Source organism: Paenibacillus sp. DCT19 (genome assembly GCF_003268635.1).
GTDB lineage: Bacteria > Bacillota > Bacilli > Paenibacillales > Paenibacillaceae > Paenibacillus.
Map to the genome: position 1 here is coordinate 263,712 of NZ_CP029639.1, position 14,408 is coordinate 278,119.

Genomic DNA, 14,408 nt, shown 5'->3' on the forward strand with positions numbered 1-14,408 from the left:
ACAGATGAAACGGACTGGCAAATTCTTCACTTCGACAATGGTTGCTGCTATTGCAGCAGTATCGATCGTTGGCTCGGCTTCGGCGAGCGCAGTTTTTAACTCGAACACTTCGAGCATTAATGCGATCGACATCAGCAAAATGGACATCGAGACTGCGCTGATGATGGTTCAGCAAGAACGTACTAAATTACTGGATGCTCAATTGCAGATGCAAATTCAGGAAGTTCAGAAACGCAATCAACAGATTGCAGACTTGAACGCACAATTACACGTTGCTCAACAAAATGGTGATGAGGCTTTGGCTCAGCAGTTGAAGAACCAAATTGATGCAGCAAGTAATTCACAGCAAATGGACATGCTTCGTTTGCAGTCCATGTCGAACAAGCGCAATGAGGCTTTTGATCTGATGACTAATTTTGTGAAGAAAATGCAAGATTCCAGATCCTCCATCATCGGTAACATGCGATAAGCGCAACCGCAACCGCATTATAATCTATAACTAGGTAGGTTGGAGAATTCGAAGACCGGTTCTGGTTATAACCCAAAAGAGCGAAGCACGGAACTTAAGTTCCATGCTTCGCTCTTTTATTTGCATATATTCACCATGGTGAATGCTTTATCTTCTTATCACTACATGTTACATCACGGTGAAGGTGCATATGTTCTATATCCCATCGTCAGATGTGATACGAAATGAACATGACGGATCGGTTATCCTGACCAGTCCCGCCGACGTGTGAATAGATCTGTCAGCTCATCTGTCGAGAGCTCTGTTATCCAGTTCTCGGAGCTGGTAATGATATTGTCGCTAAGCTGTTGCTTGCTCTCCAGCATCTCGTCGATGCGCTCCTCCAGTGTGCCCAGGGAGATAAATTTGTGCACCTGAACATCCTTGGTCTGACCCATCCGATAAGCCCGATCAGTGGCTTGGTTTTCCACGGCAGGGTTCCACCAACGGTCAAAATGGAATACGTGATTGGCGGCTGTCAGATTAAGACCCACACCGCCAGCTTTAATCGAAAGAATAAAGACAGATGGCTGTTCTGCTGCAGGAAGTGTCCGTGACTGGAACTGATCGATCATGCGATCTCGTCCTGTTTTGGAAGTCCCACCATGCAGATACAACACAGGTTCTTGCAGTTCTTGTTGCAGCACTTGTTGTAACATCTGCCCCATACCAATGTATTGGGTAAAGATAAGGCAGCGCTCGCCCTCTTCTCGCAACTCACGGACAAGCTCCATCAACCGTTCCAGTTTAGCAGATCGGCTAACGAGCATTGCCATGTCTTGTGGGCTGTACACGTCGTACGTTGCACCTGAGTCCTCCGATGTCACGGTCTCTGGAAGAGCTTCCTTGGTCAGCAGCAGTGGATGATCGCAGAGCTGCTTCAATTGCGTCAGTGCAGAGAGGATCGCACCTTTGCGCTTAATACCTTCTAGCTCTTTCATCTTATCCATCAGAGCTTGAACGGATTGGTCATATAGAGCACTTTGTTCACCGGTAAGGTGAATGTAGGTTTTCATCTCGTTTTTGTCCGGCAGATCAAGCTGGATATTCGGATCTTTTTTCTTGCGGCGCAGCATGAACGGCTTCACTAATTGCTGCAGGTCCTGCATACGCTGCTCATCCTTATCCTTTTCAATAGCACTGATAAATCGGGTTTGGAATGCTCGTGCACTGCCCAGATAACCCGGATTAATAAAGTCATAGATGGACCATAGCTCAGCCAATCGATTTTCGATCGGTGTACCCGTCAATGCGATTCGGTGTTTCGCAGGGAAACTGCGAACGGCCATCGATTGCTTCGTTTGGGCATTTTTAATATTTTGTGCTTCATCAAGGCAGATGGATGCCCAGGTATAGGACTGCAGCATCTCTTGATCGAGCGTTGCCGTTGCATAGGATGTAATAATGATATCCACCTGCTCTGTAGCTGAGCGGAATGCTTCTTCGCTAAGTCGTTTGGCTCCATAATGCAGCATCACGTTTATGGAAGGTGCGAATCGGCTAATCTCTTTCTGCCAGTTGCCTAGTACGGATGTTGGACAGATGAGAAGCGCTGGTGCTTGCCCTGGGGAACGTGTTTCATTTTCCTTCAGATGCAGCAGATATGTGATGAACTGGATCGTCTTACCGAGTCCCATATCATCGGCAAGGCATGCACCGAGTCCGAACCGGCGCAAGAATCCGAGCCATGCAAAGCCTTCCTTCTGATAGGAACGAAGCTCAGCTTGTAGCCCTTCCGGAATAGGTAGGGAAGGTGCACCACCTTGTCCGCCTCCGAGCTGTGCAATCACCCTGTGTAGATGTTCATTCAGCTCTACCTCCAGCTGGATGTTTTCATTCGCTTGTGGCTGCTCTTCTTCCTCGGCTTGCTGCCCTTCCTTCCATTTCTGGTTGCGATATTCCCGTTGTTCATTGTGCAACAGATGCAGGTGCAGAATATCTTGGAAGGAGAGACCTTGCTCCCGATCCACGCCGCCCATCGCTCTTCGAATCTGCTCAAGCAGAGCAGGATCCAGAGGAACCCATTCTCCGCGAAAACGAACGAGCCGTTCATTACGAGCCACTAGATCAGCAAATTCCTCTTCCGTCAGATCTGAGTCGCCAATAGCTATGCGCCAGTCAAAATGAATGATGGAGTCCAGTCCGAAGAAGGACTGTCCGCGTTCACTGCCTTCCTCCGGCTTAACCTTCGCACGCAGCTTCGGCTTTTTCTTCCGTGCAGCTTCCCACCAGCCTGGCAGCAATACTTGCCAGCCTGACTCCAGTAGTCGTCCGCTGTCAATCGTGAGAAACTGCCACGCCTCCTGATCTCCTAGCGGATCGCTGAGTACATCACGGCTACCACTGACCTCACGGCTAATGCGTGGGAGATGTGCCCGCAATTGTTCCAGCCATGCGGCAGATCGATCTATAATGAAGGCTGTCCAGCCTTCAGGCCATTCCCCCTCTAGCCGGCCACGCGAATCCAGTCGCACTGGAATGAGTGAAGAGGCATCCAGCTTGTTTTGCAGCACCAATCGTAATCGCCATGAAGGCTCATCATCGTCTGGTTCCAGCAATTGTAGAAGTGGCCGGAAGGGAGCGGCATCTGCTTTCCAGCCGATAGAGACGAGCCATGATTGGGCATCCATGCCAAATGTCCGCGGAGGTTCGCCATTCTGCGGGAATAGCTGCGGGAACTCGCGTCTCAGATCTGTGGCTGCTTCCTCCGTGCTGTACCATCGCTGGAATACGGAAGCGGAGTAGGCAGCACCTAGACCTTCGGTATAGCTCTCATCGGTTTGCTCGATGGCTTTGGTCAGCGCGGCCCGATCCTGTTGCTTCAACCGGTCTAGATCCCAGATCCATTGCAATTGCCCTGTGCGATGAGCCGCAAAGCTAGGAATATATTTACGATCTTCAATCGTGGAAGCCAGCACTGGAGCAAGCTGAATCAGATGGGCAGCCTGCTCATCCCATCTCCATTCAATATGCAGTAAGGTGTGCATATCTGCGAAGAAAGGGATCACTTCTTCTGCGGGCAGCACGACAAGTTCAATGTCTTCAAGCTGGCGGATTTCGAGCTCCGTACCATAGAACGAAGGAGCATGCCAAGCGAATAACCGTTGCTTGAGTGATTGTCCGGATACAAAGTGGTGGGTATTGAGTGCGCCATAAAACAGGGCATCCCCGTATCCCGTTAAGGCAACGTGAACTTCAATCGTTTCGGTGTAAGGATGGTTAAGGCTCATGAGATTAATTTACCTTTCCGAAGCTCTTCCTGCAGCGCACGCAGTCTGCTATTGCGAACCGCGAGAGCCGTGATGAACTGCTCCCAGCGTTCTTCTTGCTTCAATTTTTTGTATAGTTTCGCCAGTCGTTTTAACAGCTTAACTGCTGCTTTGTACCCGTCTCTGTTTTTGTGTCCAATATAACGTTCGACGGCCTGATGGTAGAAAGGTAGAAGCAGTTCGGGTGCATCTTTCTCGATGGGTTGAAGTACAGCGACACGGAATTCGAGTGGCTCCGCCCCCGTACTAAGTTGAAAATCGATCCAACGCCGCCACTGGCTGCGACGATGAAGTGCATCCTCATAGGCAGGCCGAGAATGGGGCAACATGCTAACTAACGTGTTCCACATCGTATCTTCTGTTTCGGGAAGCTCCTGAATAACAGTGTCCCAGAGTTGCATGTAATCATGCAATGGATCATTGCGACGATTCGCGAGCAACGGTCCGAGCTCCGCCAGCCACTGTCCAAGCCTGTTCCAATCCAGTTGCTCAACCAGTACGTGCAGGAAGTGCAGTACATGCTCTGGTGGAATGCCATAGGCTGAGCTTCCGCTCGTTAAGATCTGCCAAGCTTCGGCATCCCGTTTCAGATGGAAGCAAATCCAGCCCTGTGCTAACACCAAAGGTAGTGGAAGCGAGGGTGGTCTTCTTTTCGTTATGCTGGTTCCTGTGCCTGAACTATTAGGGTTCATATTTAGTACACTGCCAGGAGTTGTACTAGTAGAAACGGAGTTATCACTTAATTTATGTTCAAGTTCGCGTAGAGTTGTCAATTCAGCTTCTAGCTCATCTTGTTGGTGTAGGTGAGGCACTAGCCAGTTTAACCACAAGTCGCGATAGATGGATGTAAATACCATGATGCTGGACGTTTCAGACATCATCTGCTTACGGAGATAAGTCACCGTTTCTTCAAGCCGTTTCCAATGCTCTGCATGCTGCTCCTCATCCAGATTGGATAGGTCAAGTGGGCGATTGAGCTCCTGTTCTATATTTCTCTGAAGGGTATCTACAGCAAGCTGTGCAGGATAACTAAGATAGACAGGCGAATTGGTGTTCGGATTACGGCCAGGAATACAGAAGCGCATAAGGTACATATGCACGTGTAGGTCAAATAGTTGATCCATGCCTGGAGACAGCTTGGGTTTAATCGCATAGAGCTCGTCCGTAGCTGCCTGTATATAGCTTGTATTTGCCGTGCCTATCCCTAGACGGCTGAGACAGCTTCGAAACAGTTTATGCCATTCCGGAATAGGTAGCTGAGCAAGATCCATAGCTTGTTCCTTTATTTGGCTGTACAGATTGTCTGGTGTCTCAAGCTCCTGTGCACGAGTTTCAAAATCCGAGCGCACCGATGATATAGCAGGGGTAGGCTTCACGGATTGTTTCAGTGCGGTGCTCGAATGTGCGTTCACAAGGGCATGAACAGGACGTCCCGTGCTTTCAGCGTAACTCATAAGAACAGCGATCATATGTTTACAAGAGGAATGTACTGGGCAAGAACAATCGCTTGTCGGTAAGGACTGCATACTCAGCAGCACTTCATATTCTTCAGTACCTTGAACCATGGCATGAATGCCTTGCTGTTCAGTAAATGTTAATGGGCCAACACGTTTCTGTTTATAATATTGGAATCCGCGCATAATGGTCAGGTTATCGAAATGATCCGCAATTTCACGAATCAATTGTTGCCACTGTGCATCATCCATGATCATTTCATTGGGTATGTTCATCATTCCATCTCCTGGGGAAATCATAGGTTCATCATTCAACGCGTTCTGACGTTAAAGGTGTGAATTTAATGTATATATCATATCAGTTATAGGACAATCCGTGCAGGAGTTCTGTAAATGAAACAGATATTTGGTGAATTCATTTCTCCGTAAAGACAAGTTCATCGTAGCCATATGTATGCGAAACTTGTGTGTATTGTGTATGCTTAGGGTATGTATTCTACTGAGGAACCATGCAGGAACAGACGATACCTAACATTAAAAGATCAGGCAGGAGAGAGCTTATGAAAATACTTACCTTAAACGCACACGCTTGGGCAGAAGAAAATCAATTGAACAAGATTAGCCAATTGGCTGAATTTATTAATACACATCAGTTTGACATCATCTCCATGCAGGAGGTCAATCAACCGATTCAGGAAGAAGCGTTAACTGCGGCAGAGCTGGAGCATTATTTTCGCATAGATTCGGACACCGTGGTCAAAAAAGACAATTATGCTTATGTGCTGTTAACACAATTATCTGAAACGTATTACTGGACCTGGATTCCTACGCATGTCGGATTCCGCACATATGATGAAGGACTGGCGATTCTGAGCCGAACGCCAATTACACAGGCTTTTGGGGAATATGTATCCCACATACAGGATTACAACAACTACCGAACACGCAAAATCGTTGGCATTCAGACGGTGGCTGATGGAGAAGAGGCGTGGTTCGTCAATGGACATTACAACTGGTGGGATGATGACCAGGAGCCTTTCAAAGGCCAATGGGATCTGACCGAGAGCAAACTTGCGCCATATATGAATGAACCTTTGTATATGATGGGGGATTTCAATAATGTAGCGGAGATCCGGGAACAGGGGTATGACTATATGATGAGTCATGGCTGGCATGATCTCTATACCATGGCAAAACAGAAGGACGATGGCGCAACAGTTGTGAAAGCCATTGCTGGATGGGCGAATAACAGTCAGCCACTGCGTATTGATTATATTTTCTCGAATCGTCCTGTTCAGGCGAAGTCTTCAACGGTTGTGCTTAACGGTAAGAACGGGCCTGTTGTATCTGACCATTATGGTGTTGCGGTCGAAATTGACATGAATAACTAAGGTAAACCAAGCAAAAAGCCTCCGCTGACTTCCAAATAAGGAATGGCAGGACGGAGGCTCTTTGGCGTCTAAGCATATATGTACATATAACTTCAAGGGTATCTTGCATGTTAAAACTGAGGTTATTCGAGCGATAACATCTTATGCACGAATGTTTTGAGATCTGCGCTGGTGTGGCTCAGCTTATCAATACTTTCCATGAACTCACTTACGAGCTGTGCTTGATCTACCGTTGCCGTTGTAATCTGACCAATCTCTTGTTCCATATGTTTCATAGAGTCCTGAACACTCCCGAGGGAGGTTTCAATATCGGCTGCCGCTTGTTTCGTATGATCGGACAATTTGCGGACTTCGCTCGCAACGACCCCGAAGCCACTACCCAGATCACCTACGCGAGCAGCTTCAATCATCGCATTCAAGCCAAGCAGGTTCGTTTGTTCGGATACTTCACGGATCACGTTGGTTACTTTGGTTACACTTACCGAATTCTCTACCGCTTGCTTGGAGTTACGCAGAATCTCTTCTGATGTCGCAGATAGCTCTTCTGAATGTGCAGCGATTTGTTGAATGCCACCAACGAGGGCGTTAATTGTACTTTCATTTTCACTAATTAGCGACTCTAGCGTCATGTGATTATCCAGTGCATAGTTTACACCCAGAATACCTACAACCTGATCATTTTCTTTAATGGGAATGAGAATGGCATCGAATGGTCTACCTTGCAGATCGCCAGGCATCCGTGCCACGGTACGTGTATCTTTGTTAACTAACATTTTGAAATTCTTATAGTCATCATGCAGCTCATCGCCGACTTTTACACCGATCTCCAGACTTTTTGCTTCGGAAAAATATAAAACTTTCTCATGATCATTAATAGAGATGGATACATCATCACGGAACATTTGACTGACAAAAGGCATTGCATTTACCAAAGATTCAAGCGTATTCAAATTTCATCTTTCCTTTCCAATACAAAAAGTGGAATTTCCAGTCTAATACCTATATCGGCAAGGCATTCCTTTTTTTAAACCATTGTTTAAATATTTGTAGAGGTTGTTCAAAAAGTTCGCTTTTGATTACGAAGGATGCACGAGCAGCATCTCAGTACCGAGAAGATGGAATTCAGCCGAAATGTCCGTTGCTCACGTAGTCCTGCCTACGCTCTGCTACTCCATTTCTATCTTCATCCCATCTTCTCGGTACTGAAAACCGCCCTTTTTGAACATGCACTTGTTAGGAAGTAATATTGTAAGCGTAAACAAAAATCTGTAGCCATGAGCAAACATGTCAGGTATACTGGGTGTAATATTGACCGATCACAAAACGATAAAGCAATCTATTGTATCGATAATTAAGGGGATATCCTACTTAGGTTAAGCGCTATACTTAATGGTTTTTCCCCCAGCATATTTATTATTTTATTCCACGGGAGAGGAAAGTGGGGATTTCATGACAACCTATTTCAGTGAACCACAGAGCATGTACTATCGTTTCGGGGATGATCAGGATCAGGTATTGAAGGTACTGGCTGAGCGATATATCGGAGCCAATGCCCAAGCTGATTTCGTATATCGTTTATTTCAGAAGTCGGGCATTATGCAGAATGACAAAGGCTTGTATGATCTGAATTTAGGTAAACGCTTTCCAGAAGCTGAGAAAGGGCAGATCGTCTACGCGGCAGCGCTGGTCTGGGGGGATGAACACCGTAACCTGGATGTACTTATCCGCTGTTATGGCCCTGTTCGATTTTATTTTAACGAGCAACTCGTGTACCGCTCTACAGTTATAGATGAGATTACCCCAGATGCAACGGTGAAATTGGGAATTGATATTAAACCAGGCTGGAATACGCTGCTGTTACAAATGAGCTGTACTCCTGCTGGCTTTGGATGTCAGTTTGGATCTGACGAGGGTAAGGTTCGCATTTTGAATGTGCTCTCTCCTTTTGAAGATAGACTGGGGCAGGCAGGCTGGGTTTATTCCAATCTCTCAAACCAAGATATTTCGTTAACACTCCATCCCTCCGGTGGTGGACAAACTGCGCTGAATTTAATAGGAAAAGAACAGGATACTGGGCTGACATGGTTCCCTAACCCAGAATGGTCAGAAGCACAACAAGCCATGCCTGCTCTGGAGCGCATATATGGACATCTTCCTGGTCACCGGGTGTATGCAAGAACTCATCTGAACAATAGTGATGCGACAGGGGCGAAGGTTCAACTATCTGGAGCCTGCTCTGGTCCGCTTCAAGTATGGTACCAAGGTGAGGAAGTGATCCGGCTCTCCGAAGCAGGTTCATTTAAGGAGGAAGTGGATGCTTCTTTTGGACGGAGCGAATTGTTGGTGTGCAGTGAATGTAGCGATGCTGAGACGCCATGGCAATTTACATTAACTGCCTCGGTAAATGGAAAAGAATTAAAGTTCGAACTGCCGCAGCGCGTACACGGTGTATCCGGAGAATCATGGTTATATGCTGGGCCGTTCAAGACTGGAGCTGAACCGGCGGCGCAGGATATGAACCGATTCGACAAGGTGTACGCAACGGGGGCATCCCCATCCGATCGTTTATCAGAGGAGAAAACGTATTGGCGACTGGATCGTCCAGATGCTTGGGTACGTCCGTACTATGAGAATGCGATGCTTAGTAACAAGTGGACGGTAGGTAGCGTGACCAACTATGGACGTTGGGATTATCCACTCGGTGTAACCGTATATGGCTTGTTACAGGCTGGTCGTCATTTACAGCGACCGGATATTACGCGGTATGCGGCTGAACATGTACAGACATGTACTCGAATGTACGAATATTCGTTGTGGGATCGTGAGCAATATGGATTCCCGGCGGTAAACCAGCAGCTCGTAATGCTCAAGATGTTGGACAATTGTGGTTCGTTTGGCTCAGCGATGCTGGAAGCGTATTCAGAGCATAGGGAACCGACAGCCCTCCCGATTGCGGCGCGGATTGCTGACTTTATGTTATCTCGCTTGGAACGCCGGGAGGATGGTGCTTTTTACCGCGAGTGCACTGGGGAGTATGCTGAGAACACGATGTGGGCGGACGATCTGTATATGAGCACACCGTTTCTGGTTCGTTATGCCCGTTTGACGGGAAATACAGCGGCTCTGGATGAGGCAGCAAGACAGTTTTTGTTATATCGTAAGTATCTATTTATGTCTGATTACAAGATCATGGCCCATGTATATGACTTCAAATATGGGCAAGCGACACGAGTACCGTGGGGACGGGGAAATGGTTGGACGCTATTCTCGTTAACGGAGGTGCTGGAGGCTCTTCCTGAAGGACATACGGATCGCCCAGCGTTGATTGATTTTTATAATGAACTGTGTGAGGGGTATGCTGCACTTCAAGACCCGAGTGGGTTATGGCACCAGGTACTAAATGATGCAGGTACGTACCTGGAGGCGTCATGTACAGCCATGTTTGCTTATGGATTTTCCCGAGGTGTTCGATTTGGATGGTTCCATCATCCCGAACGTTATATTCTAGCGGCGCAGAAGGCGTGGAATGGATTAACGAAGTATGCGATTGACCGCCAAGGTAATGTTCATGGGGTATGTAGTGGATCGAGATACGCATTCACAGCAGAATATTACAACAAGGATTTACTGACCGTCACCAACGACAACCACGGGATTGGAATTATGATGCTGGCGGGTACAGAGCTTGCTCGAATGAAAGGGCATTTAAGTCAATCTGCTGCGAGTCAGACCAAGACCGCACTGCATTCCTAGTTTGTTGAAGTGATACGTGGTATGTATCTCTGGGTACTATCTCAGTTTATGTGCTCCGTGTAGCTCTATATGTTCTATCTAGCCTGGTTACGGATTCTCTATTGGAGATCGGTGACAAGGCTATTTTTATAAAATAATTGACAAATTGTTCCATGGGTTGATATGATGCTTCCAACACGATTTAGATTTATAAATCGATTTAAACGCTGATTTAATTACTATATAGATTGACTAGACATTTACACAAGAACGAAGAGGACGGAAATAACGTGAAGAAGCGGAGCGTTCGTCTTTATCCCCGGATTTTACCCTTTGGAAAAGGGAATCAGAAAAATCTGGGGATAACAGCGATCGGAAGGTTGTTCTGTCATCGGAGTGGTCAGTGTGAATCTTTTTAGTTCAATTTATATAGTTTAATTACTGCTTTAATTTTCACATTATGAAAGTTATAGAGGTGAACGACTATGTCAGACGAAACATTGCAGCCGATGGATATCACGTTGGAGCAACAGAAGATTATTTCGCATCCGTTCCGGGTCGAGATCATTATTTTGTTATCTGAGCAGCCGATGACGTCCAAGCAGGTGGCAGACCGGTTGGATAAAGACCCCGGTACAACGTATTATCACATCCAGCAATTGTTTAAGCATGAGATTTTGGAGCTGGTACATACGGAGGTTTCGAGAGGAATCGTTGAGAAATTTTACAGAGCCAAAGCGACGTTGTTTCGAGTCAATGATTCAGAACTACAGGTGAAGAGACAATTTCGGGCTAAGCGTGATAACTACATCATGCTGTCAGAGGCAGAATTGGCTGCTTTAAGTGACGAAATCTCCGAGTTGTTCTACAAATATACACAGCAGTCACTAACGTCTAAACAAGACAGAACCGCATACCAGATCAGTTTTGAAGCCAAAGAGTATGATGAGGGGGAGATCACTTGAGTACGCGTTTGTTCAATCGGAATTTTAATATTCTATTGTCTGGTATGTTCGTTAAAGGCATTGGAACGGGTGTGTACGAGGTGGCTGGCATGCTGCTTGTCCTTGCGATCAGCGGCAATGTTTTTTATTCAGGATTAGCCTATTTTGCGATCAGTGCTGCGGATTGTTTAGGCTTCCTGATTGCCCCCTTTGCCAATTACGTATCGTACAAAAAAAGTCTCGTGTTCTGTGAATTTCTAAAGTCAGCCTTATTGTTCTCGATTCCGCTCTTTGCTGTATTATTTGGATTGAACGTATTTTACTGCATTCTCGTATTGTTTATCGTTGCTATGATCTCACAGTTTACCTACCCCGTAGAATCTACAGTCATCCCCAGTATCGTACCTCAGGACAGTCTGGTACAGGCTAACTCATATCTGAACACTCTCCGGGAAAGTATGAACATTGTATTTCTCGCTGTTGCGGGCATCGTGGTTGCATTCATCGGCCCCGTGCAAGCCATTCTTATTACGGCAATATGTCATTTGTGTACGTCCTTAATCTACACCCTGTATCGTTTTGATTTTCAAAATACCGATGAGAAGGAGCAGCCTGAGATCAGTAAATGGCTCCAAAATTACAAGCAAGACTTTATGGCTGGAATCCGTTATATCACCGGTTCATCGATTATCCCTCATCTGGTCGTGGCCTGCTTCTTTGTTAACTTTTTCATTGCTGCGATGTTCGCCACACTTCCGGCATTCGCCTTGATGCAAGGTGGGAGTGAATCCTACTATGGATATTATATGGCGGCAATGTCCGTTGGGCTGTTATGTGGAGCCATTATTACACCGCGTGTTGGTAAATTCCCTTTTGGCAAGCTGACGGTGCTTTGCGGCGTATCTTCAGGGTTATTATGGGTCGGTGCAAGCCTATTGCCAGTGATTCCATCCATCGCACTTTATGGTGCAGGGTTTGTAACGATTGGAATTTTCAATGTACTGATGTTCTCCGCCATTCAAAGACAGATTGAGACCTCTATGATTGGTAGAGTCATTACCGTTGTATCCAGTGCCGCAGCGTTTAGTATGCCAATTGGAGCTTTGGTGGGTGGAGCAATTGGTTCGATAAGCCCGCTGTATTCCATTTTACTTGGTGGCATTGCGATGGTGATCTTTGGTATGTATTGGCTCGTTAGCGGTGTGCTTCGGAAGTTACCGTCCATTGATCAGCTTGAATTATCAGAAACAGTCGCTACTCCAACCTCGTATCATGAACCTGTGAAGGATGCACATGCCTAATAAAGTCTACTTTCATCTATCTTCTTGGTACGAAAAAACGGGATGAATTGAACACGAATGATAAGTCAATTACGAGAAAAATGTAAAATTAAGTAATCAATATTATGAATTTGTAATTTCCTATTTCAATTATAGTAAAATATGGTTACAATAGGTCTTAAAGATATATTTGTATATTATTTCAAATAAATCTTATAGAGTACATCGCTGATGTACTCCGATGCATATGAATGTACCTATGAATACACTGATGAATGCACAAGGGTATTTTCGATGTTTCTGTAGAGTAGTCGTAGTCTTCGATGCTAAGTAGTCATGAATCACATAACTAGGTATGGTGAAGGGGAGAGATGTTTTTGTACACTCAACGTGAAATGCCAGATAAAGCCGCCCAGCACAGAAGACACTATCAGGAAGTCGAATTATGGGAGAACGTCGAAGAGAAGGACTGGAATGATTGGATATGGCAACTGACCAATACAATTAAAACTGTGGATCAACTCAAGAAAGTTATTCGTATAACACCGGATGAAGAAGAAGGTGTTCGGATTTCCGCTCAGACGATTCCACTCAATATTACGCCTTATTATGCTATGTTGATGGATCCAGATAACCCCGATTGCCCTATTCGTAAGCAGAGTGTTCCGATATCCCAAGAGATGAAGATGATGAGTTACGACCTCGAAGATCCTCTTGCGGAAGATGATGATTCACCAGTTCCAGGGTTAACCCATCGCTATCCTGACCGGGTGCTGTTCCTAATTACCAATCAATGCTCGATGTACTGCCGTTATTGCACACGAAGACGCTTCTCTGGTCAGATCGGAATGGGAGTTCCCAAGAAACAGATGGAAGATGCGATTGCCTACATTCGTAACACACCAGCCGTGCGGGATGTGCTTCTATCTGGAGGCGACGGATTGCTGGTCAATGACAAGATTCTAGAGTACATCATCAGTGAGCTACGCAAAATTCCACATGTCGAGATCATCCGAATCGGCACGAGAGCCCCAGTTGTATTTCCACAACGCATTACCGAGAATCTGTGCAACATGCTTAAGAAATACCATCCCATCTGGCTTAACACCCACTTTAATACACCAATTGAAATTACAGACGAAGCCAGAAGAGCCTGTGAGATGTTAGCAGATGCAGGTGTTCCATTGGGCAATCAGTCGGTACTACTCAAAGGAATCAATGATAGCAGCCACATTATGAAGAAACTAAATTTGGACCTCGTCAAGATGCGAGTTCGTCCTTACTATATGTATCAATGCGACTTATCGGAGGGAATTGGTCACTTTCGGACAACGATCTCCAAAGGAATTGAGATTATGGAGTCTCTCAGAGGACATACTTCGGGTTATTCCGTACCTACCTTTGTGGTGGATGCTCCAGGCGGTGGGGGCAAAATTCCGGTTCAGCCTAACTACATCGTTTCTCAATCACCTGGCAAAACCATTCTACGGAACTTTGAAGGTGTAATTACAGCCTACCCTGAGCCTCGCAACTATGAAGAGGGTACAGCAGATCGCTACTTCGATGCATATTATGGCAATTCAGTTGCCTATCGAACGACAGGCGTCTCTAGCTTCTACAACGGGGATGAACAGGAAAGTCTCGTTCCGGATGAGCTTGAGAGATATTCCAAGAGGGAAGCCTTCAGAAATAGTGGAGCTGAGACCTTGAAGGATAAACGGGAGAATCGTGATCGACTTAAGGAAAAGAAAATGAATAAAGATCTTCGTCCATCAGGCGAACATATCCTTGCTGATTAATGTCGGTAGATTTCAATGAGACAGATACCTC

The 14,408-nt window shown here is 46.0% G+C and carries 9 protein-coding genes; 6 read left to right on the top strand and 3 right to left on the bottom strand.

The window, feature by feature from the left end; all coding sequences use genetic code 11:
- Positions 1–4: 4 nt before the first annotated feature.
- Complete coding sequence (locus DMB88_RS01210) at positions 5–469, top strand: hypothetical protein (protein ID WP_128099897.1); 465 nt, start codon at positions 5–7, stop codon at positions 467–469.
- 242 nt (positions 470–711) lie between these two features.
- On the opposite strand, the gene DMB88_RS01215 is transcribed toward DMB88_RS01210, so the two are convergent.
- Together DMB88_RS01215 and DMB88_RS01220 are read right to left on the bottom strand one after the other, a co-directional pair.
- Positions 712–3,738, bottom strand: coding sequence for a DEAD/DEAH box helicase (locus tag DMB88_RS01215; RefSeq protein ID WP_128099898.1), 3,027 nt, complete (start codon positions 3,736–3,738; stop codon positions 712–714).
- A complete protein-coding gene (locus tag DMB88_RS01220) occupies positions 3,735–5,510 on the bottom strand; it encodes an SWIM zinc finger family protein (protein ID WP_128099899.1) in 1,776 nt (591 codons plus the stop codon). The genes DMB88_RS01215 and DMB88_RS01220 overlap by 4 nt, the downstream gene beginning before the upstream one ends.
- A 281-nt stretch (positions 5,511–5,791) precedes the next feature.
- Here DMB88_RS01220 and DMB88_RS01225 point away from each other — a divergent pair, with 281 nt between their 5' ends.
- On the top strand, positions 5,792–6,622 hold the full coding sequence (locus tag DMB88_RS01225; RefSeq protein WP_128099900.1) for an endonuclease/exonuclease/phosphatase family protein: 831 nt from the start codon (positions 5,792–5,794) through the stop codon (positions 6,620–6,622).
- Between the two features lie 122 nt (positions 6,623–6,744).
- On the opposite strand, the gene DMB88_RS01230 is transcribed toward DMB88_RS01225, so the two are convergent.
- A complete protein-coding gene (locus DMB88_RS01230) occupies positions 6,745–7,572 on the bottom strand; it encodes a methyl-accepting chemotaxis protein (RefSeq protein ID WP_128099901.1) in 828 nt (275 codons plus the stop codon).
- Positions 7,573–8,071: 499 nt separating this feature from the next.
- Between DMB88_RS01230 and DMB88_RS01235 the strand changes: the two genes are divergently transcribed.
- The 4 genes from DMB88_RS01235 (at position 8,072) to ablA (ending at position 14,377) form a co-directional block, all read left to right on the top strand.
- Positions 8,072–10,375, top strand: coding sequence for a glycoside hydrolase family 88/105 protein (locus DMB88_RS01235; protein WP_128099902.1), 2,304 nt, complete (start codon positions 8,072–8,074; stop codon positions 10,373–10,375).
- Positions 10,376–10,839: 464 nt separating this feature from the next.
- Positions 10,840–11,319, top strand: a complete 480-nt coding sequence (locus DMB88_RS01240; RefSeq protein WP_128099903.1) for an ArsR/SmtB family transcription factor — start codon at positions 10,840–10,842, stop codon at positions 11,317–11,319.
- Positions 11,316–12,599, top strand: a complete 1,284-nt coding sequence (locus DMB88_RS01245; RefSeq protein WP_254438413.1) for an MFS transporter — start codon at positions 11,316–11,318, stop codon at positions 12,597–12,599. The genes DMB88_RS01240 and DMB88_RS01245 overlap by 4 nt, the downstream gene beginning before the upstream one ends.
- A 374-nt stretch (positions 12,600–12,973) precedes the next feature.
- Entirely contained in the window at positions 12,974–14,377 is a 1,404-nt protein-coding gene (ablA, locus tag DMB88_RS01250; RefSeq protein WP_128104258.1) for a lysine 2,3-aminomutase, read from the top strand.
- Positions 14,378–14,408 lie beyond the last annotated feature (31 nt).

Coding starts and splice junctions, on each gene's coding strand:
- DMB88_RS01210 (WP_128099897.1), top strand. CDS start 5: ATGAAACGGACTGGCAAATTCTTCACTTCGACAATGGTTGCTGCTATT.
- DMB88_RS01215 (WP_128099898.1), bottom strand. CDS start 3,738: ATGAGCCTTAACCATCCTTACACCGAAACGATTGAAGTTCACGTTGCC.
- DMB88_RS01220 (WP_128099899.1), bottom strand. CDS start 5,510: ATGATGAACATACCCAATGAAATGATCATGGATGATGCACAGTGGCAA.
- DMB88_RS01225 (WP_128099900.1), top strand. CDS start 5,792: ATGAAAATACTTACCTTAAACGCACACGCTTGGGCAGAAGAAAATCAA.
- DMB88_RS01235 (WP_128099902.1), top strand. CDS start 8,072: ATGACAACCTATTTCAGTGAACCACAGAGCATGTACTATCGTTTCGGG.
- DMB88_RS01240 (WP_128099903.1), top strand. CDS start 10,840: ATGTCAGACGAAACATTGCAGCCGATGGATATCACGTTGGAGCAACAG.
- ablA (WP_128104258.1), top strand. CDS start 12,974: ATGCCAGATAAAGCCGCCCAGCACAGAAGACACTATCAGGAAGTCGAA.